A 24855-nucleotide genomic window follows, 5' to 3' on the forward strand; every position below is an offset into this window, starting at 1 on the left:
GGTGGCAAACTGCGCGATGCGCCCGCGTGTCATGAACCAAGCGGCTGAATTCGCATCACTATTTCCCAAGATCGATAGCTGATTGCCCGTCCTGCAACCCAGCTTATTCACGTCGAAACCAGTCATTAACGGCTTTCGGAGAGGGTGCCGCCGCCGGAGGTACCCTGATGCAAGCCACGCACGAACGTGAGACGCAGCGCCTCGATGTTTTGGCCGAACTCGACATCCTCGATACGCCGCGCGAGCTCGCCTTTGATCGCCTGACCGGGCTGTGCCGCAAGATCTTTCGCGTGCCGATGTCGACGCTGACGCTGATCGACGGCCATCGGCAATGGTTCAAGGCCTCTGAGGGCATGGCGGATCGCGAGACCGCACGCGGACCTGCGCTGTGCAACTTTGCGATCGCGCAGGACCATCCCCTCATCATTCCCGACACGGAACGCGACCCGCGCCTCGCCGACAACATTTTCGTGCGCGGCAAGCCATTCATCCGCTTCTATGCCGGCGCGCAGCTCAAGATCTCAGGCGCGATCGTCGGAACCCTGTGCGCAATGGACACGCGCCCCCGCGAGTTCGATGCCGATGCGGTCAGCATGCTGACCGACCTCGCCGCGATCGCTGTCGACGAGATGATGCTGCGGAATTTGAGCATGCAGGATGGCCTCACCGGCTGCTCCTCGCGGCGCGCCTTCCGCGGCGAAGGGGAACGGCTGACCGCGCTGGCCGCACGGCATCTCAGTCCGCTTGCCTGCGCCGTGCTCGATGTAGATCACTTCAAACAGGTCAACGATACCTATGGGCATGCCGTCGGCGACATGGTGCTGGCGGCCGTCACGGACGCCGCGCGATGTGCGCTGCGCAGTTCCGACGTGATCGGCCGGCTCGGCGGCGAGGAATTCGGCATCCTGCTGCCGCACACCCCACTGGACCAGGCTATGGGCGTGCTCGAGAAGGTGCGCGCCGCCGTCGCAGCGACCCGGATCGAGACGCCGGCCGGCACGATCCGTGTCACCTGCAGCCTTGGCGGCGCGGTGCTCTCGCCCGGCAACTGCTTCGACGACATGCTGCGCAACGCCGACCTTGCGATGTACGGCGCCAAGCAGGCCGGCCGCAATCAGGCGCTGGCCTGGGTCGAGCGGGCGCCGTCGATCGCGCCGACCGCGCGTCGTGTATTCAAGGCCGGCAAGATCAGCTTCAACGCCGGCCATTCCACGATCGACTGCACGGTGCGCGGCCTGTCGCGCGACACCGCGACGATCGAGGTGCTGTCGATCTCAGGCATTCCCGATCAGTTCAAGCTCGCGATCGCCGCCGACGCGCTGTCGCGGGCCTGCCGCATCACCGCGAAGGCCGACAACCGGATCGAGGTCGCCTTCACCTGAGCGGCGGCGCGGAATTATCTCCACAGGTCAATCTCCAATCGTCATTCCCCGGTGCGCAATTGCGCACCGGGGAATGACGAGCGATCAGCGGTCGGCATTGATTGCAACCCAGGCGTCCGTTCAAGACGCCCTTATTGTTCGACCCGGTAGAGCCGCCATCGCTCCGGCACGCCCTTGAGCTGATGCGCGCCGCGATCCCTGAACTGAATGGCTGACCCTGGCATCAGGTCCTTGACCGCGCTCGAGACCAGCACCTCGCCGGCGCGCGCCTTGGCGGCGACACGCGCACCGATGTGAAACGCAAGACCGATGACCTCCGCGCCGCTCACCTTGTACTCGCCGGCGTGCAGTCCCACCCTGATCTCGAGCCCGAGCGTGCGCACGGCCTTGACGATCGCGGTCGCGCAATTGATCCCGGCAGCGGGCGCGCGGAACGTCGCCAGCACACCGTCTCCCGTCGTCACGACCTCCTTGCCGCGCAAGGCCTTCAGTTCGCGGCGAACGGCGGCGTAGTAGTGATTCATCACCGTTGCCCAGCGCGAGTCACCCAGCCGCGCGGCTTTTTCGGTGGATCGGACGATGTCGACAAAGAGGATCGTGGCGAGCGCCTGTTTGAGCTCCGAGCCTCGGTCCGCGGTCCGGCGCCGGTTCGCAATATTTCCCGTCAGCGGTTCATAGCTATGGCTGCGCCGCCGCCCGACGGCCGCCTTGGTGTAGTCCTGCGCACGCTGCACCGTGCGGCAGCGAACGGTTTTTTCCTGCGGCGGAAACGTCCAATAGACCTTTCGCCCGGCTCCGGCGCCCTGAACCTCCACGGCGCCCCATTTCAGGAAGACCGTCGAGCCGGCCCGTCGAATGCACCATGCCTTCGATGTGTATCCGGACACGTTCGACTGATGGACTCCGATGCGAAGGAATTTGGGCATGAGCGTCCGGCCGATCGAACGAGCGCTTGGGGGCTAACCTAAGGTAAAACGTAGCCATAGATTTCCGCATTGGCAACGGTGCTCGTCTCCGCACCGATCAAAAGCGCCGGGCTCTGCGATGTCCGATATCCAGCTCTTGGTCAGCTCCGGTATTCGCGCCTCTGCCCATTCGATACGACGTCAGCGACGACCGACAGAATTGCCTCGTCCTGCGCTTTCGCTATCGGCTGTTCTTCATCGCGAAATCGCGCCGGGGTCAGCCGGCTGCGGTCGACGGTGATGCCAAAGATGTCGAAGCGGTTGTAGTAGCCGACGACGTCGTGAAACTGCTTCGGCTCGACGCAGCGATTGAGATCGATCTCCGCGTAGGCGATCCCTTCCTGGTCCTGCAATTCATCGCCAAAGACACCACCCGTCGGATCGACGAAGAAGCTCGCCGCACGCGGCGTCTGGTCGATCACGTCGGCGATGGTCCTGTCGCGTTCAATCAGGAAGGCCCGCATCGGCTGGTCCATGTAGCCGGCGGTGACGATGCCGAATACCTTGGCTTCGAAGCAGTGGGCGCTGGCCCGGATGCGGTTGGCGGCGACGTTGTCGAAATTGCCGCCGCCTGCCGGGCGCCTTGTGGGCCACATCGGCGGCCAGCTCGAGATGTGCACCTGTTCGCCCTGCGCCATCAGCGCGAAGCGGGCCAACGGATTGGTGTTCTCGCCACAGATCAACCCACCGATCCGGCCCTGCCGCGTCTCCGCGACCTTGAGGCCCGCGCCGTCCCCCGACGACCACACCAGCTTCTCATAGAAGGTCGGAACTAGCTTGCGGTGATGCACCAGAATTTCGCCGGTCTCGCCGATCAGCAGGTTCGAGTTCCAAAGGCCGCCAACGCTGACGGCCGAGCGCTCGCTGATGCCGATCGAGACGGTGACGCCGAGGCCGCGCGCCTCGGCGCACAGCCGGGCCACTTCCGGCCCGTCCACCAGCACCGACTGCTCCGCCATCCGCACGAACAGATCGTGATTGTCGATCGGCGGCCACAGCGCGGCCCAAACCGGAAAGGCGGGAATGTAGGTTTCAGGAAACGCAATCAGCTCGGCGCCGGCCCTGGCCGCCTCGCGCATGATGGCGATCGCCTTTTCGGTGGTCGCCCGGCTGTCGAGGAAGACGGGCGCGGCGTGGACGGAAGCAGCCTTGAAACGAGGGAGCATGACGAAAATTCCGGCTAGAGCGTTTTCCCGCGAAGTGGATACCGGTTCGCGCGAAGAAAACGCGTCAAAACAAGATCTAGAGCTCCGTTCCGATCCAATCGGAACGGAAAAGCTCTAGGATCAGGGAGACGAAGCGGTATCATCCCTGCCTTTCCGGCACGCATGGGAATTGTCGCAAGGTCGGTTGCGAAGGATCGGAGCCGTCGGCGCATTGGAACGGGAATTGCTTTGCTGACAGGGGCCGTAAATCCGGAGGCACGCCATGTTCGATACGATCAACTGGGACGATTTGCGGGTCTTCCTCTGTGCCGCTCGCGCCGGAAATTTGAGTCAGACCGCAAAGCGGCTGCGGCTGGACCATTCCACCGTGAGCCGGCGGATCGCCCAGATGGAAGCTTCGCTCGGAATCGCGGTGTTCGAACGCCACCGCACCGGGCTCAAGCTCAACGAAGTCGGCGAGCGCTTGTTGCGTCATGCCGAGCGGGTCGAGAGCGCGGTGATCGCCATTCGTGAGGAGGCCAGCGCCAGCGACACCCAGGGACTGATCGGGACCGTGCGGCTCGCCACCATGGAGGGGATCGCCTCGCTCTATCTGGCGCAACGCTTCGCGAAACTGCGTCGCACCGCGCCGCAACTCTCCGTCGAGCTCGTCACATCAGCGCAGACGGTCTATGTGCACAAGCGCGAAGCCGATCTGTTCGTGTCGTTCTTCCGGCCACCCGGTCCGGGCCTGATCTCCGAGCGCATCGGCAAGTTTCGGCTCGGGCTATTCGCGAGCCAGAGCTATCTCGACCATCACGGCACGCCTGCAAGCCTTCGCGACCTCGCCGATCATTGGTTCGTCTCCTACATCGAGGATCTGATCCAGGTCGATTCGGTGCGCTGGCTTGCCGACGTCATCGAGGAGCCGAAGATCGCCTTCCACTCCAACAGCATGATCGCACAGATGAACGCCGCGGCGGGCGGCCTCGGCATCGTCATGCTGCCGAGCTTTGCCACCAACGACCGGCCCGACCTGATCCCCGTGCTGCCTGCCCTCGCCGGCACCTTTCGCGAGGTCTGGCTCAACGTCCACAGCGACCTGCAATTTGCCCCGCGCATCCGCGCTGTCCGCGCGTTTCTGAAAAATACCCTGAAGCAGGACCCCGACATGCAGGTCACGCTGGCCGATGCCCTGCCGCAGCCGCGCACGGCAGATTGCAAAAATCCATAGTTCCCTTCCCCTGGAGCCCGGCTGAAGCTCATTCGATTGGCGCAAGGTCGCGCACGCTGAAGCTTCGAGGGGCAAGCATGAACGTGGTTATTCCCGGCAAACCCGATCCGGCGCCGAGTGTCAGCGCCTTGGCCAAAAAGCGGCTGACAGTCGCGCTCGTGCTCAGTGCCGCGATGATCGTGATCTATTTCGGCTTCATGGGGCTGTTCGCGTTCGACAAGCCGCTGCTCGGCACCATCCTGATGCCCGGCCTGTCGCTCTGCATTGTGCTCGGCCCGCTCGTCATCATCTCCTCCTTCGCGCTCTGCCTGGTCTACGTGCTGTGGGCGAACCGGGTGTTCGATGCCGGCATCCGCAATCTTCGCTGAAGGGGCAGAGCAAGATGGGCAGCAGCACGCTTTCGATCGGGTTCTTCTTCGCCTTCATGGCGTTGACCTTGGCGATCACCTATTGGGCCGCGCGGCGCACGCGCACCACTGAACACTTCTTCGCCGCCGGCGGCCAGGTCACGCCGTGGCAGAACGGCTGGGCCCTCGCAGGTGACTTCCTGAGCGCCGCCGCCCTGCTCGGCATCGCCGGCATCGTCACCTCGAACGGCTTCGACGGCATGATCTATTCGATCGGGTGGCTGGTCGGCTGGCCGATCATTCTGTTCCTGATCGTCGAGCCGCTGCGCAACGTCGGCCGCTTCACCTTCGCCGACGTCGTGGCCTATCGGCTGCGCCAGCGCCCGGTGCGCCTCGCCGGCGCCGTCGGGACACTGGCCGTCATCCTGTTCTACCTGATCGCCCAGATGGTCGCGACGGGATCGCTGATCAAGCTGCTGTTCGGCCTGCCCTACACCTGGTCGGTCATCGTGGTCGGCAGCGTCATGCTGGTCTATGTGCTGTTCGGCGGCATGTTGGCGACGACATGGGTGCAGGTGGTGAAGGCTGCGCTGCTGATGGGCGGCGGCATCCTGCTCGCCTTCCTCGTGCTGACCCATTTCGAGATGAACCCGCTCAAGCTGTTCGCCGCGGCATCCGAGAAGTACGGCACCAAGGTGCTGCAGCCGGGATCGAAGGTGGTCTCGGGCCAATGGGACGCCATCTCGCTCGGGCTCGGCCTGATGTTCGGCACAGCCGCGATGCCGCATGTGCTGATGCGGGCCTATACGGTGAAGGATGCCAAGGCCGCGCGGTTGTCGATCCTCTATGCCACCGGCTTGATCGGCGTCTTTCATCTGATGGTCTTCATCATCGGCTTCGGCGCCATGGTGCTGGTCGGCGCCGACGCGGTGGCAAAGGCCGGAGGCGGCGGCAACATGGCAGCGCCGCTGCTGGCGCTCACGGTCGGCGGCAATGCCTTCTTCGGCTTCATCTGTGCGGTCGCGTTCGCGACCATGCTCGCCGTCGTCGCCGGGCTGACGCTGTCGGGCGTCGCCACGCTCTGCCACGACGTCTGGACCAATGTGATCCGCAACGGCAGCGCTTCGGAGGCCGAGCAGCTCAAGGTCGCACGTGTCGCGACCGTCATGATCTCGATCTTCGCCATCTTCCTCGGCAACGCGTTCGAGGGCCAGAACGTCGCCTTCATGGCGGGCCTTGCGTTCTCGATCGCCTGCGCCGCCAACTTCCCATCGCTGGTGCTCGCCATCACCTGGCGCCGCTTCACGACACCTGCGGCCGTGGCGAGCATCCTCGTCGGCACGCTGAGCTCGCTGGTGCTGATCTATCTGTCGCCGACCATCCAGGTCGACATTCTCGGCAAGCCGCTGGCCGCGATCGAGCACCAATGGTGGTTCGTGTCGCTGCGCAACCCGGCGATCATCAGCATGCCGCTGTCATTCGCAGTCGCGATCCTGCTATCGCTGGTCACACGGGAGAAGAACGCAAATCGCGCCTTTGACGAGATGCAACGGCGCATCCTGCTCGGACCGATTCAGCCGAACACCGATGAGCCTGCCCGGGCCAAGAGTGCGGCCTGAACAGCGGCGCGCAGGGTGAGATGTCGCGATAGCGCGGTAACTCACATATCGTGCAACACATTCAGTGTCGTCCTGGCGAAAGCTAGGGCCCATTACCCCTTACGCCAATTGCTGCGCGACGCTGGGGCCCCAATCCCTCTCACAATCACATGTCGTGGTTATGGGTCCTGGCTTTCGCTAGGACGACGATTGGGGAGATTGCGTGACCAAATCTATCACCGCTCTGCCGGCACAGTGTTGAAGCCGTTGCGCCGGCATGACGACAATCACGCCAGCCGCTCACTTCCCCTTCGCGGCCTTCGCCTTCAGCTTGGCTGCGCGATAGCGCGCGGCGCCGCCTTCGCGGATCGACTGTTCGCTGCGCTCGAGCGCCATCGCGTCGTCGGGGACGTCCTTGGTGATGACGGAGCCTGAGCCGATATAGGCGCCCTTGCCGATCGTCACCGGCGCGACCAGCGAGGTGTTGGTGCCGACGAAGGCGCCCTCGCCGATCAGCGTCTTGTGCTTGAGGAAACCGTCATAGTTGCAGGTGATGGTGCCGGCGCCGAGATTGGAATTGGCGCCGACATGGGCGTCGCCGACATAGGAGAGATGGTTGACCTTGACGCCGGCCTCGAGCACAGCGGCCTTGGTCTCGACGAAATTGCCGATCCGTGCACCGTCGCCGAGCGAGGTGCCGGGCCGCAGCCGCGCATAGGGACCGACCGACACCTTCTTGCCGATACGAGCCTCGACGATGTGCGAGAAGGCATGGATCACGGCGCCGTCGTCGATCGTAACGCCCGGTCCGATCACGACAAACGGCTCGATCACAACGTCCTTGCCGAATTTGGTGTCGGCGGCGAGATAGACCGTGTCCGGCGCGATCAAGGTCACGCCGGCCTCGAGCGCCTGCTTCCGCAGCCGCGCCTGCACCACGGCCTCCGCCTCGGCGAGCTGTGCCTTGGTGTTGATGCCGCGCACTTCGTCTTCGCTGGTCTCGATCACGACGGCCTCCAGTCCCAGTTCCCTGACGATGCCGACCGCATCGGTCAGATAATATTCGCCCTTGGCGTTGGCATTGCCGATCTTCTCGATGATCGCGAGCGCCTTGCTGCCGCCGAACGCCATCACGCCGGCGTTACACAGCGTGATCTTGCGCTCCTCGGCGCTGGCATCGGCATGCTCGCGGATCGCAACCAGTCTGCCGTTCTCGGTCACCAGCCGGCCGTAGCCGGTCGGGTCGGCGGCCTGGAAGCCGAGCACCGCGAGCGCTGCGCCGTCGCGCAGCGGCGCGCGCATCCGCGCAAAGGTCTCGGCCGAGATCAGCGGCGTGTCGCCGAACGCGACCAGCAGGTCGTCGGCGCCGCGGGCGAGCGCCTCGCGCGCCGCCAGCACCGCATGCGCCGTGCCGAGCCGCTCGCGCTGCACGAAGATCTGCGCATCGGGCCGCACCCGGCGCGCCTCGGCGGCGACCGCCTCGTGGTCGGGACCGATCACGACCGCGAGTTGCGAGCCCTCGCCGGAGGCTGTGGCATCGAGCACGTGCGCCAGCAGCGACTGCCCGGCCACCGGGTGCAGCACCTTCGGCAGCGACGAACGCATCCGCGTACCCTCGCCGGCCGCAAGCACCACTGTCAGGCTCGATCGCGCAGTCATTCAGTATCCTCGACGGTTCGCGCAATCCGCTGCGCAACGCTTTCTTTGAGGCCGTCTTTAATTGTTTTCCCCGGCAGAAGAAACCGATTCGCCTCGGTGGCCCCTCAGATTCAAGTTCCCGGTCCATTTCCTGTTAATCTTTGCCTCGTGATTCGGCGGGCCTTGAGGAGGGCCAAGCGGGCTTTGGCCAAAGATCCCGACAATCTGGCGGCGGATTTCGATGCCGAGAGCAGCACCGGCTTTTTGGCCGAGGAGGATGCTCTCGATCGCCGCATGCTGTGGCGGCTCGGGTCGTGGGGCGTGGCTGCGGTCGGCGCCGTCACCATCGCCGTGATGGCCAACCAGTCGGCGCTGACGCTGCGGCGCGACCAGGTCGCCGCATCCGATGTCGCACGACAGGCCCAGCAGTTGCAGACGCTGGCGAAGGAGAGCCATAACGAGACGCGCCGGCTGGCATCCGCGATCGATACGCTCAACGGCGACCGCGACCGGCTGTATTCGCGCGTCACCACGCTGGAACAGGGTCTCGACTCCGTGACCGGCACGATCGCGAAACAGCCGGTGGCAGCCGTGCCGGCACCAACATCCTCGGCAGCGGCGCCGGCCACGCCGCCCGCTTCAGCCAATTCGGCGCCCGCGGTGGCGGCACCCGCTGTTGCCGCGGTCGCAACGACGCCACCTGCCGCGGTGGACAAGCTGGTCGCGACCGACAAGATGGTGGCATCCATCGACAGCAAGGCGCCGGCGCCGGCACCGGTCGAGAAGCCAGTTGCTACGACCGAGAAGCCCATGGCGGCCGACAAGAAGCCGACGGCCACCACGAGCAGGCCGCTGGTTGCCACGGAGAAGCCGTCGGCCCCCGAGAGTTCGCCGCCGGTTTCTGCCGCCGCCCCATCGGTTGCCAGTCCGATGAGCGCGGCGGCCGCCGCGGCCAATACCGACGAAATAAAGCCGGCCGCGCCAGCAGCCGCGGCCACGCCGGTGGACAAGCCGCTGATGGCATCGCGCGATCCCGCGCCGAACAGGGCAACCGAAGCGGCCAAGCCGCCGACCGCGAGCGACGTCAGCGCCGCGCCGATCCCGCCGCTGGTGATCACCCCGGATCCGGACTCCGAAGTTGAAGAGGATGCGCCGAAGGCGCAGGTCCAGCGCACCGAGTTCGGCGTCGATCTCGGCACGGCAAATTCGGTCAATGGACTGCGCGCGCTGTGGCGCGGTCTCTTGAAGTCGAAGGCCAACGCGCCGCTGGCGGCGCTGCGGCCGATCATCGTCATCAAGGAGAACAGCAACGGGCTCGGCATGCAGTTGCGCCTGGTCGCCGGACCGCTGAACGATGCCGGGACCGCCGCCAAGATTTGCGCCGGCCTCAGCCTGGTCCAGCGGACCTGCGAGACGGCGATCTATGACGGCCAGCGGCTGGCCCTGAACGAGCCGCCTGCCGGCGCCAAGCCGGCTTTGCCGCACCGGCGGGTCGCGCCGAGGCGCACCGCCGCACCACCGCCGCAGCCGGTTGCGGAGGAAAAGAAGCCGGAGCCGACGACAATCTCCTCGATGTTCCGGCGGAACAGCCAATAATCATGTCCGGCAAGGGATTGCGGCCAAATTCTCAACTAATTTCGCTGCGTCTCGCCGAGTCTTGTCCGAAGCCCCGTTCCCGACCATAGTGCCGCGATGACAAAACCTCCGTTCCGTCTCTCCCCCTATCAGGTCCAGTTCCTGATGGTCGTGGGCTTCGTCACTGTCGGTTACGCGCTGTACGTGCGGTATCTCGCGATCGAATTCTCGCCCGTTGCACTGGCTTGCGACGCCGGCACGCAGACCATGCTCTGCAAGGCCCGCGCGCTGTCGACCGTGCTGTTCAAGAACTCGGTGTTCGGGATCACCGCGCTGGTGATTGCGGTGCTCAACCTGACGCGGCCGTCGATCGTGCTGCTCACCGTCGGCTTGATCGCAGCCGGGCTCGGGATCGTGCTTTACAACGTCGTGCTGTCGGGGCTCGCGATCGGACTGTTCATCCTGGGTTTTGCGCGGCCCGCGCCCGCCACAGCGTAGCGGCGAGCAGAAGGTACATCACACAGGTCCAGTCCGACTGCCAGTTGATCGTGCCCTCGTTGCAGATCGTGTAGACGGCGGCGATCGCCAACAGACCGGCGAATACGGATTCCGCGAGCGGGCGGATACCTTCCTTCGGGCGATTGAGCATGGTCAGCAACGCGAACGGCACCACGGCCATGGTCAGCGAAGCATACGGAAAATCGCGGTAGCGAGGGTCGAAGGCGAAGCCGAGCGCGGTCTCGGCTGCGATCACCGTGGTGATGACCAGCACGATCGCCAGCACTGCGCCGATCGCGCCCTTGCCGCGATAGTCGCGCGGCCCGACCAGCTCCAGGAAGGTCGGCAGCGAGCGCCCGGCGATCAGTGCATGCGCAGTCAACAAGGGCGAGGCGATCGCGGCAGCGAGCAGCACGCCCCAATGCAGCCAGCCACCGACGCCGTAGCTCTCATAGTACATCTTGTCGCCGGCGATCCCGAGCAGCGTCCCCGCCGTCGTCGCCGAAATCGCGACCGCGATCCAGGCCGACGGCCGCGGCGTCCAGGGCCGGCGGCGAAGCGTCAGCCAGGCCGCGAGGAAGGTGGCGATCGACAGCGCCATGCCGCCAGCCATCTGCAGCTTCCAGTCCGGGTAATTGCTGATCGCAACGCCGGGCGGGTACTTCACCTGCCGCTTGACCGCATCGAACAGGCCCCAATTGCCGCCGACGGTGCCCTCGAGCTTGCGCTTCCAGGGCTGGTCATAGGCCTCGATCAGGTTGACCCGAAAGCCCTCGCGCTTGGCGAGATCGAGGATCTCGGACACCACCCGCGCCTGGTTGGTGCGCGACGGCAAGGCGCCCTCCCGCATCCGTCCCGCGCTCGGCCAGCCAGTTTCGCCGATCAGGATCTCCTTGCCCGGGAACGCCACCGCCATCCGCTTGCGGATATCGTCGACATGCGCCGCGGCGTACTTCGCCTTGATCGGAACGTCCTCCCAATACGGCAGGATGTGAATGGTGACGAAATCGACCGCGTCATAGATCTCGCGGTTCTTCAGCCAGTATTCCCAGACGTCGGCATAGGTGACCGGGAGATTGCCCGACGCCGCCTTCACCGCGCGGATGTTGCCGGCAAGATCGGTGGCGGTCATCTCACCGCGCAGCAGCACCTCGTTGCCGACGATCAGCGAGGTGACGACACCGGGATATTCCTTGGCGAGCCGGACCGCGATCGCGATCTGCTGCAAGTTCTTGAAGCGGTTGCTGCTGAGCCAGATGCCCTGCATCACCTTCAACCCGACCTTGGCCGCAACGCCGGGGACCTGGTCGAGGCCGTTCTCGATCGAATAGGTCCGCACGCAATCGGTGACCTTGGCGAGATCGGCGAGGTCCTGCTCGATCTGCTCGACCGGAATTTGCGTGGTGGGATCAAGCGGTGTCTGGGCGCCGCGGAACGGCGTGTAGGACACGCATTGCAGCTTTGCGGCAGGATCGATCGGCGCACGCGCGAGCGTAATCGGCGTGGCGAGCCACCACCACACGGTTGCAATCACAGCGAGCGAGATCAGGAGAAGCGCCAGCGGCGTACGAAGCGAAATCGGTTCCATCCTCCGGGGGACCGTCGAATTAGCCGGTCATAGCCCGTCTGCCAAGTCCAGGAATCGGTCAATACCATGGTTGTCCTGCGACAGTTTTGCGCTGGGTCGATAAAGTTGTGAGTTTGCTGGACAAAATACCAAATTCCAGTCATCAGATTTCGCCAGAGTCTCCGCCGCACTGGAGACCTATTTGGACGGCATCACGCCAGCCGTTAGGATGATCCCGCAGGGGCCGGAACATATCGGGGAATGCATGCGTCGACGGCTGCTTGACTTGAAGAACACTGCTTTGCGCCATCTTGCCGTAACGGGCCTGGTTACAGCGCTCGCGCTCGTGAACGGAGCCGGCGGCGCGTTCGCCCAGAGCGGCACGCCGAACCCGCCCGATCAGGCCAAGCAGCAGCCTGGTCAGGCTGACGCCAATGCCAACGCTGTGCGGGAGGCCAACCAGCGCAAGGTCGAGGAATTCGTCGAGGCCCAGCAGGCGATCAACGGCCCGGCCGGCAACCCGGAATGCGTCTGGCTCGGCCGCCGTGTGGTCCGCCTGATGTGGAACGACGACCTCGATACCGCGTTCCGCCATCTCGACCTCTATGACCGGTTCGGCTGCCCCGGCGGTCACGTCCAGGCCGCGTTCCGCTGCCTGACCCGGTTCGGCGCCCAGATCGACGACAAGGTGCGCGGCAGCCTCGACGGCCGCATCCACGCCTGCTGGGTCAACCCGGGCGCCCAGCCGCAGGCGGCGGCAGCGGCCGCCGCGCCAACCCCGGCGCCGCCGACGGCCGGCAATGCCGCGCCTGCGCCGGCCGCGTCGCCCTCGCCTGCGCCGACCCCGTCGGCGACACCGGCGCCGGCATCGAAATAGCCGCATCGCGCGCTCGGATCCGGCCGCGTTTTTTTTTCGCAGCTGGAACGGCTTGCGCCCTTAAAACGCCATTGCGGCACACCAGTTGTTAAGTCGGATGGCGGAGATATCTTTCCCTCCGCCGCTATGTTGGCCGAACCCAGGGGACGGGTTCGCTTAGTCCTCAATCTCAGGCCCCGTATGGTTTAACCGCGATGCGCGCCGTCGTCGCCGTCCTGTTGCTTGTCACCGCCGCCCACGCTGCCCTGTGGGGTCTCTTCCAGGAGAAGCAGTCGGCGCCCGATTTCCGTGGCACGCTGCCGAGCCTGTCCTACGCCCCGTTCGAGTCCGGCCACTCCGTCGCAGACGTTGCCGCCGACAGCGAGAAGGTGCGCGCCGACCTCAGGAAGCTCTCGACGCTCACCAAAGCGGTCCGCCTCTACTCGTCGACCGAAGGCAACGAGTTGGTACCGCCGGTCGCCGCCGAGTTCGGCATGAAGGTCACGGTCGGCGCCTGGATCGACAAGGACGCCAACCGCAACAGCCGCGAGCTGTTCAATGCGATCAATCTCGCCAAGCGCAACAGCAATGTCATTGGGATCGTGGTCGGCAACGAAACCGTGTTCCGCGGCGAGCAGGTTCCGATCGAGAATCTCGGACCGTTGCCCAAGGACGACCCCAGCCCTGACGAGGCCGAGCGCTTTCGCGAGGATTTTGCTCGCTTCCTTCGTGACGAGGCCCCGCGCGTTCAGCGGGAGGAGGACACACGCCTCCACGATGCCGAAGCGCAGCCCGAGGACAAGCGGGCCGAGGCGATCAAGTGGGCGATCGCCGAGAACAACGTGCACCGGCTGATTAAGGTGATCCAAACGGTCAAGAAGTCGGTCAGCGTTCCCGTCACGACCGGTGAAATCTGGAACATCTGGCGCGACCATCCGCAGCTCGCCAATTCGTCCGACTTTGTCGCCGCGCACGTGCTGCCGTACTGGGAAAACTTCACCGACAAGCAGGCGGTGGATCAGGCGGTCGACCGCTACAACCTCCTGCGCGACTCTTTCCCCGGCAAGCGCATCCTGATCGCCGAATTCGGCTGGCCGAGCCAGGGCTACAATCTGCGCAGCGCCGTACCCGGCCCGTTCCAGCAGGCCACGGTGCTACGCAACTTCGTCGCACGCGCCGAAGCCATCGGCATGGACTACAACATCGTCGAGGCCATCGATCAACCCTGGAAGTTCTTCGAAGGCGGCGTCGGTCCCTATTGGGGCATCCTCAATGCCGACCGCGAGGCGAAGTTCGCCTGGACCGGCCCGGTCACCGATCCGAATTACTGGAAGATCGCGCTGGTCGCCGTGCTGGTCGGCCTGTTCATGTCGCTGCCGATCCTGCGGCTGGACCAGCCGACCGTGATGCAGGCGCTGCTGCTGTCGGCCGCAGCCAACGGCGTCGGCGCCTGGACCGCAACCGTGTTCTCGTACTGGACCACGCACTACTTCGTCTGGGGCTCGGCCTTTGCGCTCAGCCTCGGCCTCGTGCTGCTTGTTCCGCTGGTCCTGATCGCGATGGCGCGGATCGAGGAGATCGCGGCGGTGGCATTCGGCCGCGGCCCGCGCCGGCTGATCGGCAAGAGCGAACCACTCGCGCCCGCCACGATGGGCGAGGACGTCAAGTTTCCGAAGGTCTCGATCCACATCCCGGCCTATTTCGAGCCGGTCGAGATGCTGAAGCAGACGCTCGACGCAGTGTCGCGGCTCGACTATCCGAATTTCGAGTGCGTCTGCATCATCAACAACACACCTGATCCCGACTTCTGGCGGCCGATCCAGGATCACTGCCGCATGCTCGGCGAGCGCTTCAAGTTCATCAATGCCGAGAAGGTGCAGGGCTTCAAGGCCGGCGCGCTGCGGATTGCGATGGAGCGGACCGCGGCGGATGCCGAGATCATCGGCATCATCGACGCCGACTATGTCGTGCATCCGGACTGGCTGAAGGACCTGGTGCCGGCCTTCGCCGATCCGCGCGTCGGCCTGGTGCAGGCGCCGCAGGAGCATCGCGACGGCGATCGTTCGCTGATGCACTACATCATGAACGGCGAATATGCCGGCTTCTTCGACATCGGCATGGTCCAGCGCAACGAGTTCAACGCCATCATCGTGCACGGCACGATGTGCCTGATCCGCCGCGCCGCGATGGACAAGGCCGGCGGCTGGTCGTCCGACACGATCTGCGAGGACACCGATCTCGGCCTCTCGATCCAGCAGCAGGGCTGGCTCACGCACTACACCAATGTGCGCTACGGCGAAGGCCTGCTGCCCGACACCTATGAGGCCTTCAAGAAGCAGCGCCACCGCTGGGCCTATGGCGGCTTCCAGATCGTCAAGAAGCACTGGCGCCGCTTCCTGCCCGGCGCTAGTCGGCTGACGCCGGACCAGCGCCGCGAATTCTCGCTCGGCTGGCTCAACTGGCTGGGCGCCGAAAGCCTCGGCGTCGTGGTCGCGATCCTCAACCTGATCTGGGTGCCGATCGTCGCCTTCGCCGATATCGCGATCCCCGACAAGATCCTTACCCTGCCGATCATTGCCTCCTTCATCGTCTCGCTGGTGCATTTCGTCGCGCTCTACCGGCTGCGGGTGAACATCAAGGCGGCCCAGATGCTGGGCGCCATGATCGCGGCGATGAGCGTGCAGTGGACGGTGTCGCGCGCGGTGGCGCAGGGCCTGATCACCGAGCATCTCGCGTTCGCCCGCACCTCGAAGGGCGGCCTGTCGCGGATGTCGATCGAATTCCAGGCGTTCTGGGAGGCCGTGATCGGCGTGCTGCTCCTGATCGGCGCCATCGTGCTTGTCGTCACCAACGGCTACAAGCAGGTGCGCGAGATCTACATCTTCGCCGGCGTGCTGGTGCTGCAAAGCCTGCCATTCCTTGCCGCGGTTTCCATCGCGATCCTGGAGAATTCGAGGATCAACGAGTTCGCGTTCTGGCGCAACAGCGCGATCCGCACCGCGGAACTGATCGGGCTCCGCCCGGTCAGCCTGCCCTCGGTCGCCGCCCCGTCGCAGCCAGTCGGCTCGGAAATCCGCCACGACAGCTGACTAACTTCAAGAAACCGGCCTAACCCGAGGCGCCGGAACGGCAAATCCGCCGCCACGGTGCACAATTGACCGTCCCTCGGCTATTGACCCGATGGGCCCTGCCCCCTACACAGCGCGGGCTGGAGCATGATCCGGAGCGGCGCGAAGCCTTCGTCCGGATCCGATGTTCAGGTGAGTGAGCGCGTAGCTCAGGCGGTAGAGCACGTGACTTTTAATCATGGGGTCGAGGGTTCGAGTCCCTCCGCGCTCACCAATCAAATTCAATAGCTTCGACGAAAATCTAACCAGCCAGAAAATCCATCGTGTGGGCACTGTGTTGGCAAACACATTACCGCGCTCGACGGCCGCGGCGGCAACGCGATAGCGGCCCGCCATGACGAGCAGCGGCGCCCGCTCTCGGACAGCACCACCCTCTCCGTTTCCTGTCGGCAGATGCGCTCTAGGCGCCGATAGTCGTCGAGTTCGGATCCCATGGCGGCAGCAATCACCATGATTGGACTTTTCGCTATGGCTCTGACGGTGCTGGCGCCAATTTCCCTCTTCGCGCCGTGAGCATATGGAACCGCGGTTAGAGGTCCGGTCAAAGCGGCACGGCCCCAGTCTTGGGAAGACCAGGGCCGTGGGCAAGCGAGGCGTCGGGGTTTGGGGACTTCGGCACCTCGCCCTGGACCGGCGCCCCAGCTAGCGGCGGTGTGGGCGTCGTGCTGAAATTCAGAACCGCTGACGCGGCTTCGTCAATACCTCAAGCGGATCATACCGTGACGCTTTTAGGCAGTTCGGTGAACACGGGCCTCGCCTTCGCGCCTGACCCGATCGACGGATCCCGCGGCGATGACGCCGATCGCGCTATCATTGAGGGCAGAAAAAACCCGTTGCTAGTGTTGCGCCGGGTCGTGTGCGTGTGGACGCCACCGGAAAGAAAGTAGGCGCAGGGCCGTACCCCGCCCCTCCGCCGGAGCCTCGTGGCATAGCCATTGCTGATATTCATCCGCTGGGATTGCAGTCCCCAGATTGAAACAGGGCGCCGCCGGGACAAATCATTTCGGGCCCGGCGGCGTATCTTTTTGGGATTAGTGAGACAGCCGCTGTGTCGATTGCGCTTCCGGTGCGATTCAGTTCATTCGGGCACGCCCTGGCGCCGGCAAGTGCGCTTGTCGCTATTGGTTCGGCCCGGTTGATCGCGCGCGTCGGCTAGCTCGCGGCCTCCCTCGTCAGGCCTGGACCGCTTCCACAAATGTGCGCTCGGCGCATCTCAAGTGCACCGCGTGCGGCAAGGTCGGCTGGGTGGATACCTGCCTGGACTGGGGCGAGGTCACTAACTTCGTGAAGGGTGCTCCGGGTTAGGGGCTTTTCCGCTCGCCGGCTCGCGCATTTGAGCCGACGGGTTCGCCTAAAACTTACGTCCGGAAGAGTCCATCTTTCTGCACTCCCCGCTGATTGTAAGGGATTTCCGGTCCGACGACAGGGTCTTGGTGGCTTTGCCTGACTGTCGAGAAATAGTGATCGAAAGCGAAGCTGCGCGATCTTTTCCACCGATGGTAATGTTTGTCGGGCCATCGAAGGAGAAAGAATCCTGCTCCACCTTCCAGCCTCCTGCGGGATCAACGTAATACTGCAGGGTCGCCGCGGCCATGTTCCAATCATCACTTGAAGCTGGTGGAAAATCGCACTCCAATGCTGCGACCACGGTTTGAGCGTGACCTTCCAGGGTCAATGCTGCCAAGGCCAGAAGCGATAAAAATCCATTCCGTATGACTTGCACGTAAAAACTCCTCGAAGCGCTTATCGTACACCTGCATTTTACCCTATTCTCCCCGCCCGAGATTCCCGTGTTTCTACGGCCATCGTCTCCATATTCACAATGCCAGCGCGGAACGCTTGTCTTTTGGCAATGCTCAAGCGAGAGATCGCCGCGGCTACCCGGCATCTGCTTCTAGAGCACATGCCAACGTGCCCGCCGCATCCCGCATCTGAGCAAGATGTTCACGGCCCAACCGTCAGCGGCAGTTCGCCCTGGCCGTTCGTCCAGTCGATGATGTCGAGCTGCAACCCCCGCTTCAGCATCTCGGCCTCGAGACTGCCGGCGTGGCGTTTCCATTCGGGCGTTGCGCGGACCCGGAATTTGGGCTCTTCGCCGTGTGCCTCGAATTCATCGTCGGCCTTGAGCGCGCCGCGGATGGCTTCGTACATCATCTTCAGGCTGGCGTCGGTGAAGGCGCCGTAGTCCATCGGTCGTCTCCTTCAGCACTGTCAGAAGCCAAAAGGCCGCCACGAAACTCATCGTGGCGGCCTTCGGCGTAGCGGCCCATCCAGACGGCCCAATAGGAGCGTGGGCGAGTCGGGTTAACGAAACGTTGTTTGCGCGGCGGCGGCATACCTTCCTGGAGCTCGCCGACACCGTCTGCCGTCCCGTGTTTCTCCGGATTCCCCTTCAATCGGGAACCGCGCTAACCAACGGGGAACTTGGGCTATTGCATCAAGATCGAAATTTTCAGATTTGCCGGTAGGGGCCGTTGGCGTGACGCGGCCCCTTTTCATTTTGGACCGCGTGTTCGTTGCCGGCTGCTTCCTTCGACGCGCTGAGGCAATTTGAGGATGTCGCCAACCGAGCATGCCCTGATCTACGTCAGTCGTAGCACCGGCAACCTGCGCGACAGTTCCGCGAGTGAGATCATTCGCAGCATCCTGGCGCAGTCGCGCGCGAAGAATGCATGGCTCGGCGTGACCGGCGCCCTGCTGTTCAGTGAGGGTTACTTCTGCCAGGTCCTCGAAGGCGAGCGGGCTGCCGTCGAGGAGATATTCAGCGCGATCGAGTCCGATCCGAGACACCGGGACATCACCCTGCTCACCTTCAGGCCGGCGACGCCGCGGCGCTTCCCCGATTGGTCGATGGCTTACGCCGGCGCCGCTGCCGGCCCGGCCTGGACTTGCAAGATGGAAGGCCTGCTTGCAAACCCGTCCGCGATCGACGGCGATCAGATGGGCCGCGAACTGCTCGTCCTGATGACGGATCTGGTCAGGCAGCAGGACGTCGACGGCCCCTAGTTCAGAGCCTCAGGCATCGAAACAGTTGAGCGAGCGCCGTGTTGGCGGATTGGGCGCGCCGTTCGAGGATTTCGGCAGCTGTAGCGTAGTTGCGTGCCAGGATCTGGAGCGCGCGTCGAGCATCCGGCAGCGTGGACTGCCTGGCCATCTCCAGGCACTGGTGCTCGAAGTAGCGAAGCTCCTCAAGTTCGGTCATTGCGATTCGTCCGATTTCATCTGCATCTTCGAACTCAGTGCGCCAACGGCCTAGTGAAAGTTTGGCAAGATTGTTGCGGACACGGGATGATCTGGTCGGAGTGTTGCTGGAGGCATGATTTAATAATCACTGCTCCGTGACCAGCGCGGGTGCGTGCTGCGCGGATCGACAAGCGCGCCCGATCGCATCACTATGCGTGAGTCTTGCTTCGGACGCAGCAACGTCTTGACGGGAGCGCGGGGCATCTTCGCGCGGATTGCCGCGGTGGGCATTTTGGCGGACTGGTTGGCGCTGGCCACGGCCGGTGCATCCTTGAGTTGGCATTGTTACATCAGATGAAGAAACGCGATTGTGCCTTTGTGGCCGCCTGTGCGGCCGGCGCGCTGCTGTTCGGTATCTGGAGTTTCCAGATGGGCATCGCGTTTCATCGCTCCCGGCAGGCCCCGACCGATCTCTCCAGCTCGCACTGGCGTGGCCAGGACGGCTCCCAGGACGGCTCTTCCGCGAGTGGCCCTCCTCGGCCCGCGGCCGACGACAGCGACGAACGGGCCCGACAGCCGCGATAGATGGCGCAATTGCGTTCCTCACTGCCGCATCGCCTCGACCTAGGCCCACGCCAGCCCCGGGACGACAGCGGGCTCATCATCGTCGGCCCTCGCGCCGGTGAGGCGCCTGCGGCGCGCACTGTCCCTGGCGCGACGATGACGCGTGTCAAACCGGCGCAGCGCCATCGGCACGCGCCGCGCGAGGCTTTGAGCGAGCTCGATGGCCTGTCTGACGACGGCCATGACGGTTGCCACGCGCGTGAACAGGCCGATCAGGAACACCATCGAGAAGACGTCGATATAGGCCAGCACATCGCCGACCAGCATCAATTCGGGAGGAAGCGGAATCCGGTGCAGATAGGCGCCGATCACGATGACGACCGGGATCAGCGCGATCAGCTTCCGTAACGTCAGCCGATCCAGCAAGGCAGCGAGCTCAACCACCAGGACCAGCCAGAGCCAGTCGCCGAGCGCGGCCGGCTTGTCGATCGTCCAGGTCTGCCAAAACGTCTGCCACAGCTGCCGCCAGTTCCGTTTCCCCATCGCCGCGTCCTCTCGAGCGCAATCCCCGCGCTACGGCTTCGACGACGCCTCGCCGCCGTCACCCTCGATCGCGGCGCCTTCCACGTCAGCCGAATCGGCCGACGGAAAGATGCGCTCGTAATTGGCTCGGGCCTCGCGAATCAGACGCGCACGCTCGCGTTCAAACTTCGAGATGAACCTGATGATCTCGCCCATTTGCTCTCCAACGCAGGGGGAATTCTCCGACCATCGGCAATGCAACCATCATGCCTGATGGCCGCCCGGCCGATACGCTCGTGGCGCTTACCGGGTGGTTGCCCGCGGCGCTATCCGTTGCTGGCTGAACGCCACACGCGGATTGATGCCGCAATAGGCATCGCGGCCCGACGCCGACGCCTGGCACTGCTCGTAGGTCTGGTAGCCGCAATAGCCGGGATAGCCCTCATCCCTGCCCTGGATGCACCAGGGATAATCGTAGGGATCGGCCGCAGCCGGCTGTGCGGAACCGACAATCCAGCTCGTCCCGAGCGCCGCGAACGCCAGAATTGCCAAATTTGACCTGCGCATGAGCCTGCTTCCTTCTCGATCGACACCTAGCAGTTGATCTAGGTACGCCGGGAAGATCTGCGAGGTTTCCGCTCACCGCCTCAAGAAGGTGTGACCCGCGCGGGGGAAGCCAGGGCGCCATGGACAGGCGCGGGGCACCCAACAAAAAACACGAGGCCCGGTGTGCCTAGGAGCCCGGGCCTCGTGTCTGATGTCCCCCGCCTCAGTGGCGGATCAGGCGTTGTGGTTACGCGAGCTTGTCCGCGCGATCCATCCCGGATGACTACGGGGTCGGGCGCGCGCAGATTTCACTTGCGGTAGCTGTAGAACCCCTGCCCGGTCTTGCGGCCGAGATGACCGGCATCGACCATCTCCTTCAAGAGCGGCGCCGGCCGGTACTTGGGATCGTTGAAGCCGGTGTAGAACACCTCCATCACCGACAGCATGGTGTCGAGCCCGATCAAATCGGCAAGCGCGAGCGGGCCGATCGGATGGTTGCAGCCGAGCTTCATGCCGGCATCGATCTCTTCCGCGGTCGCAATGCCTTCCTGCAGCGCGAAGATCGCCTCGTTGATCATCGGGCACAGGATGCGGTTCACGGCAAAGCCCGGGCTGTTCTTCGCGGTGATCGCGACCTTGCCGACACGCTTGGCGAACGCCTCGGCCTTGGCGACCGTGTCGTCCGAGGTCTGCAGGCCGCGGATCAGTTCGAGCAGCGCCATCACCGGCACCGGATTGAAGAAGTGCATCCCGATGAAGCGGTCGGGACGATCGGTCGAGGCCGCAAGGCGGGTGATCGAGATCGACGAGGTGTTGGTCGCGACCAGCGCGCTCGGCTTCAGCCCTACGCAGAGATCCTTCAGGATCTTGACCTTCAGCTCCTCGTTCTCGGTGGCCGCTTCGATCACGAGATCGCAGGCGGCAAGCTTGGACTTGTCGGTCGTCGCGTTGATCCGCGCGAGCGTCGCGTCGCGATCGGCCGCCGTCATCTTCTCCTTGGACACCAGGCGATCGAGACTGGACCCGACCGTCTTCAGGCCGCGTTGCACCGCCGCGTCCGAGATATCCACCATGGTCACGGCAAGGCCCGCCGCCGCGCAGATTTGCGCGATACCGTTGCCCATGGTTCCGGCGCCGATGATGCCAACCGTCTCGATCATTGTGTCTGTCCCTTCTCGTCGCTTGCGCCGCCGCGCGGCCGCATCGTCAAAAACGGCGGACCCTCAGAGGTCCGCAGATGGCGCATGCATAGCAGTCCGGCCGAACGGCCGATACAGGAGACGGCGGTATTCCGGTGAGGTCTATTCCGGGCGCGGCGGCATGGATCGGCGTGGCGGAACGGCGGCGCGCGGCGGCAATTGGATGCGCGGCGGCTCTGCCGCGCGCGACGGCTCGAGCACGCGGTTAAGCCGCACGATCCACCACGCGAACCGGCCGTAGCTGCGGCGCAGCGCCGACCCAAATCCCTCGTCGATGTCCTGGTCCCGATCCATGCCGCTATCGTTAACGTCGATCCTTGAAGGAACGGTGTGACGCAATCACCCGCTGCGCCAGCCACCATTAGGAATTTGGCAACCATTGGCGCGCAGGCTGAAGGCTTCGGCGCCGGTATTCTCCCGGATTGCACAGGGCAGACCCCGCGCCGCAGCATCGCCATCGCCATCGCGGCGCGACTCGCTTTTAATTGATCGAATTTTCCGCCGCGCCCGGCGACATAAGGACATTAGACGACGAGGGCTACGCCCATGCTTTCTGAAAAATTCTTTTTGGTTCTCGAGACATTGCTCAACGGCCAGACCCATTCCGACGGAAGCCCGCGTGTGGTGAGCACATCGCCCCACGTCCCGGTCAAGCTTCCGCAGGAAGGCCAGCCGGAACGCAAGCTCCCTCGCTAGGCTTCGCGCCGCGAGCCGGCCTGACTGATCGCCGCGACGCGCGGAGCCAATCCGCAGGCTCGCGCGCGTGATCCAGCTCATAGTCGGTGCAGGCGAGGCACGCTACACCACTCCCGCAACGAAGTGGTGGTGCCATGGACTGCAAGCCCGACAGCAAGACCGATTTCGGGAGCATCGCCGTCGCGATCTGCGTCGCCGCCTACACTGCGATCATGCTCGCCTATCTCGCCCAGGACGATCTCGGGCTGACCGCCACGCAGACGCGCCATTTCTCGATGGTGGCTGCGCTGTTCCTGGCGCTGCCGATCGCGCTGGATTTGCTGCGCACCGGCCCGAGCAACTCGCGCTGACGCTGATCTCCCCTGCCGTTCACGCGCCCGCGCAACATAGCGCTAGGTGAAGCGACGCGAATCGGAGTTACTTTGCAACTGATCACTTCGTGGGATTTGGCTGCATGACCCAGCCCAGCGTCTTGGATCAGAAGATTTTGGATCAGAACATTCGCGAGCTGCAGGAGTGGCTCCGCACTGCATGGCAGCAGCTCGCGGATCCCTCGCTCACCGCCTTCTCCCGCCGCGAGCTGCGCAACCAGATGAAGCAATGCCACGCCGATCTGCGCGTGCAGCTGCAAGCCGCTTCCAAGCAAATGCTGAGTCAGCCGGCGCCAGCGGGCAAGACATTCGTCAGACCTGAGCTTCGGATCCTCGCCTAGCCGCGTTTTCCAGCGGAACGGATTCCGGTTCAGGTGAAGGCGTCACAATTGCCAGCGCGCCAAAATGCCGCGATCTCCTGCTGCATGCGCGCCATACGCACCCTCTGCTTGTGCAGGGACGCCCGACAAGGCACAGCAAAACCGCTCCGGTATGCCTATATAGGGCGTCGCAGAGCGGCCCATGCCGCCAAACCTCAGGGACTCCCGTGTTATATCTGGAACTTGCGATCGTGGCGGTCTTGATCGTCGTCAACGGTCTGTTGTCGATGTCGGAGCTCGCGATCGTCTCCTCCCGTCCGGCGCGCCTCGCGGCGCTGGTCGAGAAAGGCGTCAGCGGTTCGCGCCGCGCGCTTGCGCTGGCCTCCGATCCCGGAAAGTTCCTGTCTACCGTGCAGATAGGCATCACGCTGATCGGCGTGCTGTCGGGCGCCTTCTCGGGCGCGACACTCGGCCAGCGCCTCTCACAATGGCTGTTCGAGGTTGGCGTGCCGGCCAACGTCGCCGACGCTGCCGGTGTCGGCATCGTGGTCGGCGTGATCACCTATGCCTCGCTGATCGTCGGCGAGCTTGTGCCGAAGCAGATCGCGCTGCGCGATCCCGAGGCGATCGCGGTGCGGGCCGCTCCGGCGATGACGGTGATGGCAAAATTGTCGCTGCCGGTGGTGTGGCTGCTCGACCGCTCCGGCAAATCGTTGCTGTGGCTATTGGGCCATCGCGAGGATGCGCAGGACCGTGTCAGCGAGGACGAGATCAAGACGCTGGTGGTGGAAGCCGAGAATGCCGGCGTGCTGGAGCCCGGCGAAAAGGAGATGATCGCCGGCGTGATGCGGCTTGGCGATCTGCCGGTCGGCGCCGTCATGACGCCGCGCCACGAGGTCAGCCTGATCGACCTCGCCGCGCCCGCGGCCGAGATCCTGGCGACGCTGCAGAAGAGCAGTCACTCGCGCTGCGTGGTGTTCGACGGCAACCGCGATCATGCGCTCGGGATCGTGCAGGCCAAGGACGTGCTGGACGTCTACCTCGCCGGCCAGACGCCCGACATCCGCGCGCTGACGCGCGATGCGCCGATCATTCCGGAGACCGTCGACGCCCGCGACGTGGTCGCGATCCTGCGCGACTCCGCGGTGCATATCGGCCTGGTGCACGACGAATACGGCACCTTCCAGGGCGTCGTGACCAGCGCCGACATCCTCGAGGCCATCGTCGGCGCCTTCCATACCGAGGAAGGCCCGGCCGAGCCCGCCTATGTCAGGCGCGACGACGGCTCCTATCTGATCTCGGGCTGGATGCCGGCGCTCGAGTTCAGCGAACTGCTCGGCATCGTGCTGCCCTCGCCGCGGCCCTACCAGACCGCCGCCGGCTTCCTGCTGCATGCGTTCGGCGCGATCCCCGACACCGGTGCGAAAACCACGGCGCAGGGCTGGGACTTCGAGATCGTCGATCTCGACGGCCGGCGCATCGACAAGGTGCTGGCGAGCAAGCAGCCGGCGGCCTGAGGTT

At 64.5% G+C, this 24855-nt stretch carries 23 protein-coding genes, 1 tRNA gene and 1 pseudogene; 13 read left to right on the forward strand and 12 right to left on the reverse strand.

The window, feature by feature from the left end; translation table 11 throughout:
* Positions 1-167: 167 nt before the first annotated feature.
* Entirely contained in the window at positions 168-1382 is a 1215-nt protein-coding gene (locus tag BraRD5C2_RS31420; protein ID WP_223975130.1) for a sensor domain-containing diguanylate cyclase, read from the forward strand.
* Between the two features lie 131 nt (positions 1383-1513).
* Here BraRD5C2_RS31420 and BraRD5C2_RS31425 read toward each other — a convergent pair whose 3' ends face one another.
* Entirely contained in the window at positions 1514-2308 is a 795-nt protein-coding gene (locus BraRD5C2_RS31425; protein WP_223975131.1) for an adenylate/guanylate cyclase domain-containing protein, read from the reverse strand.
* 140 nt (positions 2309-2448) lie between these two features.
* The gene (locus BraRD5C2_RS31430; protein ID WP_223975132.1) at positions 2449-3513 is read right to left on the reverse strand and encodes a carbon-nitrogen hydrolase family protein; all 1065 of its coding nucleotides are present in this window, start codon (positions 3511-3513) and stop codon (positions 2449-2451) included.
* Between the two features lie 262 nt (positions 3514-3775).
* Here BraRD5C2_RS31430 and BraRD5C2_RS31435 point away from each other — a divergent pair, with 262 nt between their 5' ends.
* From BraRD5C2_RS31435 to BraRD5C2_RS31445, 3 genes are all read left to right on the forward strand, one after another.
* The gene (locus BraRD5C2_RS31435) at positions 3776-4726 is read left to right on the forward strand and encodes a LysR family transcriptional regulator (protein WP_223975133.1); all 951 of its coding nucleotides are present in this window, start codon (positions 3776-3778) and stop codon (positions 4724-4726) included.
* A 77-nt stretch (positions 4727-4803) separates the two neighbouring features.
* Entirely contained in the window at positions 4804-5094 is a 291-nt protein-coding gene (locus tag BraRD5C2_RS31440; protein WP_223975134.1) for a DUF485 domain-containing protein, read from the forward strand.
* A gap of 14 nt (positions 5095-5108) precedes the next feature.
* Entirely contained in the window at positions 5109-6692 is a 1584-nt protein-coding gene (locus BraRD5C2_RS31445) for a solute symporter family protein (RefSeq protein WP_223975136.1), read from the forward strand.
* Positions 6693-6971: 279 nt separating this feature from the next.
* On the opposite strand, the gene glmU is transcribed toward BraRD5C2_RS31445, so the two are convergent.
* Positions 6972-8330: a bifunctional UDP-N-acetylglucosamine diphosphorylase/glucosamine-1-phosphate N-acetyltransferase GlmU gene (gene glmU, locus BraRD5C2_RS31450; RefSeq protein ID WP_223975138.1), complete on the reverse strand. Its 1359-nt coding sequence runs from the start codon at positions 8328-8330 to the stop codon at positions 6972-6974.
* A 183-nt stretch (positions 8331-8513) separates the two neighbouring features.
* Here glmU and BraRD5C2_RS31455 point away from each other — a divergent pair, with 183 nt between their 5' ends.
* Together BraRD5C2_RS31455 and BraRD5C2_RS31460 are read left to right on the forward strand one after the other, a co-directional pair.
* Positions 8514-9905, forward strand: a complete 1392-nt coding sequence (locus tag BraRD5C2_RS31455) for a hypothetical protein (protein ID WP_223975140.1) — start codon at positions 8514-8516, stop codon at positions 9903-9905.
* 96 nt (positions 9906-10001) lie between these two features.
* A complete protein-coding gene (locus BraRD5C2_RS31460) occupies positions 10002-10382 on the forward strand; it encodes a hypothetical protein (protein ID WP_018271584.1) in 381 nt (126 codons plus the stop codon).
* Here BraRD5C2_RS31460 and BraRD5C2_RS31465 read toward each other — a convergent pair.
* Positions 10342-11970 (reverse strand): glycoside hydrolase family 17 protein, encoded by a 1629-nt coding sequence (locus tag BraRD5C2_RS31465; RefSeq protein WP_223975142.1) that lies wholly within the window; start codon positions 11968-11970, stop codon positions 10342-10344. The two genes, BraRD5C2_RS31460 and BraRD5C2_RS31465, sit on opposite strands and share 41 nt — an antisense overlap.
* 244 nt (positions 11971-12214) lie before the next feature.
* On the opposite strand from BraRD5C2_RS31465, the gene BraRD5C2_RS31470 reads away from it, so the two are divergent.
* From BraRD5C2_RS31470 to BraRD5C2_RS31480, 3 genes are all read left to right on the forward strand, one after another.
* Complete coding sequence (locus BraRD5C2_RS31470; protein WP_223975144.1) at positions 12215-12826, forward strand: beta-1-3, beta-1-6-glucan biosynthesis protein; 612 nt, start codon at positions 12215-12217, stop codon at positions 12824-12826.
* 194 nt (positions 12827-13020) lie between these two features.
* A complete protein-coding gene (locus tag BraRD5C2_RS31475) occupies positions 13021-15894 on the forward strand; it encodes a glycosyltransferase (protein WP_223975146.1) in 2874 nt (957 codons plus the stop codon).
* A gap of 177 nt (positions 15895-16071) precedes the next feature.
* Positions 16072-16147, forward strand: a tRNA-Lys gene (locus BraRD5C2_RS31480).
* 1137 nt (positions 16148-17284) lie between these two features.
* On the opposite strand, the gene BraRD5C2_RS31485 is transcribed toward BraRD5C2_RS31480, so the two are convergent.
* Together BraRD5C2_RS31485 and BraRD5C2_RS31490 are read right to left on the reverse strand one after the other, a co-directional pair.
* Entirely contained in the window at positions 17285-17656 is a 372-nt protein-coding gene (locus tag BraRD5C2_RS31485; RefSeq protein ID WP_223975148.1) for a hypothetical protein, read from the reverse strand.
* Between the two features lie 221 nt (positions 17657-17877).
* The gene (locus tag BraRD5C2_RS31490; RefSeq protein WP_223975150.1) at positions 17878-18123 is read right to left on the reverse strand and encodes a hypothetical protein; all 246 of its coding nucleotides are present in this window, start codon (positions 18121-18123) and stop codon (positions 17878-17880) included.
* Between the two features lie 366 nt (positions 18124-18489).
* On the opposite strand from BraRD5C2_RS31490, the gene BraRD5C2_RS31495 reads away from it, so the two are divergent.
* Positions 18490-18939: a BLUF domain-containing protein gene (locus BraRD5C2_RS31495; RefSeq protein ID WP_223975151.1), complete on the forward strand. Its 450-nt coding sequence runs from the start codon at positions 18490-18492 to the stop codon at positions 18937-18939.
* A gap of 1 nt (position 18940) precedes the next feature.
* Here the strand turns inward: BraRD5C2_RS31495 and BraRD5C2_RS31500 are convergent, their stop codons facing one another.
* From BraRD5C2_RS31500 to BraRD5C2_RS31525, 6 genes and pseudogenes are all read right to left on the reverse strand, one after another.
* Positions 18941-19135, reverse strand: coding sequence for a hypothetical protein (locus BraRD5C2_RS31500; RefSeq protein WP_223975152.1), 195 nt, complete (start codon positions 19133-19135; stop codon positions 18941-18943).
* Positions 19136-19740: 605 nt separating this feature from the next.
* On the reverse strand, positions 19741-20223 hold the full coding sequence (locus BraRD5C2_RS31505) for a hypothetical protein (RefSeq protein ID WP_223975153.1): 483 nt from the start codon (positions 20221-20223) through the stop codon (positions 19741-19743).
* A gap of 30 nt (positions 20224-20253) precedes the next feature.
* Positions 20254-20418 carry a hypothetical protein gene (locus BraRD5C2_RS31510; protein ID WP_223975154.1) on the reverse strand — a complete coding sequence of 55 codons (165 nt, stop codon included), beginning with the start codon at positions 20416-20418 and terminating at the stop codon, positions 20254-20256.
* Positions 20419-20505: 87 nt separating this feature from the next.
* The gene (locus BraRD5C2_RS31515; protein ID WP_223975155.1) at positions 20506-20769 is read right to left on the reverse strand and encodes a DUF3551 domain-containing protein; all 264 of its coding nucleotides are present in this window, start codon (positions 20767-20769) and stop codon (positions 20506-20508) included.
* A gap of 287 nt (positions 20770-21056) precedes the next feature.
* A pseudogene (locus BraRD5C2_RS31520) lies at positions 21057-21929 on the reverse strand (3-hydroxybutyryl-CoA dehydrogenase); the annotation flags it as partial.
* Positions 21930-22049: 120 nt separating this feature from the next.
* Entirely contained in the window at positions 22050-22241 is a 192-nt protein-coding gene (locus BraRD5C2_RS31525; protein WP_223975158.1) for a hypothetical protein, read from the reverse strand.
* Between the two features lie 536 nt (positions 22242-22777).
* On the opposite strand from BraRD5C2_RS31525, the gene BraRD5C2_RS31530 reads away from it, so the two are divergent.
* The 3 genes from BraRD5C2_RS31530 (at position 22778) to BraRD5C2_RS31540 (ending at position 24851) form a co-directional block, all read left to right on the forward strand.
* Positions 22778-22993: a hypothetical protein gene (locus BraRD5C2_RS31530; RefSeq protein ID WP_223975160.1), complete on the forward strand. Its 216-nt coding sequence runs from the start codon at positions 22778-22780 to the stop codon at positions 22991-22993.
* Between the two features lie 104 nt (positions 22994-23097).
* Entirely contained in the window at positions 23098-23355 is a 258-nt protein-coding gene (locus BraRD5C2_RS31535; RefSeq protein ID WP_223975162.1) for a hypothetical protein, read from the forward strand.
* Positions 23356-23561: 206 nt separating this feature from the next.
* Positions 23562-24851 carry a hemolysin family protein gene (locus BraRD5C2_RS31540; RefSeq protein ID WP_223975163.1) on the forward strand — a complete coding sequence of 430 codons (1290 nt, stop codon included), beginning with the start codon at positions 23562-23564 and terminating at the stop codon, positions 24849-24851.
* The last annotated feature ends 4 nt before the right edge of the window (positions 24852-24855 follow it).

This window comes from Bradyrhizobium sp. RD5-C2 (assembly GCF_019972155.1).
In the GTDB taxonomy this organism is placed as follows: domain Bacteria; phylum Pseudomonadota; class Alphaproteobacteria; order Rhizobiales; family Xanthobacteraceae; genus Bradyrhizobium.

Coding starts and splice junctions, on each gene's coding strand:
- BraRD5C2_RS31420 (WP_223975130.1), top strand. CDS start 168: ATGCAAGCCACGCACGAACGTGAGACGCAGCGCCTCGATGTTTTGGCC.
- BraRD5C2_RS31425 (WP_223975131.1), bottom strand. CDS start 2,308: ATGCCCAAATTCCTTCGCATCGGAGTCCATCAGTCGAACGTGTCCGGA.
- BraRD5C2_RS31430 (WP_223975132.1), bottom strand. CDS start 3,513: ATGCTCCCTCGTTTCAAGGCTGCTTCCGTCCACGCCGCGCCCGTCTTC.
- BraRD5C2_RS31435 (WP_223975133.1), top strand. CDS start 3,776: ATGTTCGATACGATCAACTGGGACGATTTGCGGGTCTTCCTCTGTGCC.
- BraRD5C2_RS31440 (WP_223975134.1), top strand. CDS start 4,804: ATGAACGTGGTTATTCCCGGCAAACCCGATCCGGCGCCGAGTGTCAGC.
- BraRD5C2_RS31445 (WP_223975136.1), top strand. CDS start 5,109: ATGGGCAGCAGCACGCTTTCGATCGGGTTCTTCTTCGCCTTCATGGCG.
- glmU (WP_223975138.1), bottom strand. CDS start 8,330: ATGACTGCGCGATCGAGCCTGACAGTGGTGCTTGCGGCCGGCGAGGGT.
- BraRD5C2_RS31460 (WP_018271584.1), top strand. CDS start 10,002: ATGACAAAACCTCCGTTCCGTCTCTCCCCCTATCAGGTCCAGTTCCTG.
- BraRD5C2_RS31465 (WP_223975142.1), bottom strand. CDS start 11,970: ATGGAACCGATTTCGCTTCGTACGCCGCTGGCGCTTCTCCTGATCTCG.
- BraRD5C2_RS31470 (WP_223975144.1), top strand. CDS start 12,215: ATGCGTCGACGGCTGCTTGACTTGAAGAACACTGCTTTGCGCCATCTT.
- BraRD5C2_RS31475 (WP_223975146.1), top strand. CDS start 13,021: ATGCGCGCCGTCGTCGCCGTCCTGTTGCTTGTCACCGCCGCCCACGCT.
- BraRD5C2_RS31490 (WP_223975150.1), bottom strand. CDS start 18,123: ATGGACTACGGCGCCTTCACCGACGCCAGCCTGAAGATGATGTACGAA.
- BraRD5C2_RS31495 (WP_223975151.1), top strand. CDS start 18,490: ATGTCGCCAACCGAGCATGCCCTGATCTACGTCAGTCGTAGCACCGGC.
- BraRD5C2_RS31500 (WP_223975152.1), bottom strand. CDS start 19,135: ATGACCGAACTTGAGGAGCTTCGCTACTTCGAGCACCAGTGCCTGGAG.
- BraRD5C2_RS31505 (WP_223975153.1), bottom strand. CDS start 20,223: ATGGGGAAACGGAACTGGCGGCAGCTGTGGCAGACGTTTTGGCAGACC.
- BraRD5C2_RS31510 (WP_223975154.1), bottom strand. CDS start 20,418: ATGGGCGAGATCATCAGGTTCATCTCGAAGTTTGAACGCGAGCGTGCG.
- BraRD5C2_RS31515 (WP_223975155.1), bottom strand. CDS start 20,769: ATGCGCAGGTCAAATTTGGCAATTCTGGCGTTCGCGGCGCTCGGGACG.
- BraRD5C2_RS31525 (WP_223975158.1), bottom strand. CDS start 22,241: ATGGATCGGGACCAGGACATCGACGAGGGATTTGGGTCGGCGCTGCGC.
- BraRD5C2_RS31530 (WP_223975160.1), top strand. CDS start 22,778: ATGGACTGCAAGCCCGACAGCAAGACCGATTTCGGGAGCATCGCCGTC.
- BraRD5C2_RS31535 (WP_223975162.1), top strand. CDS start 23,098: ATGACCCAGCCCAGCGTCTTGGATCAGAAGATTTTGGATCAGAACATT.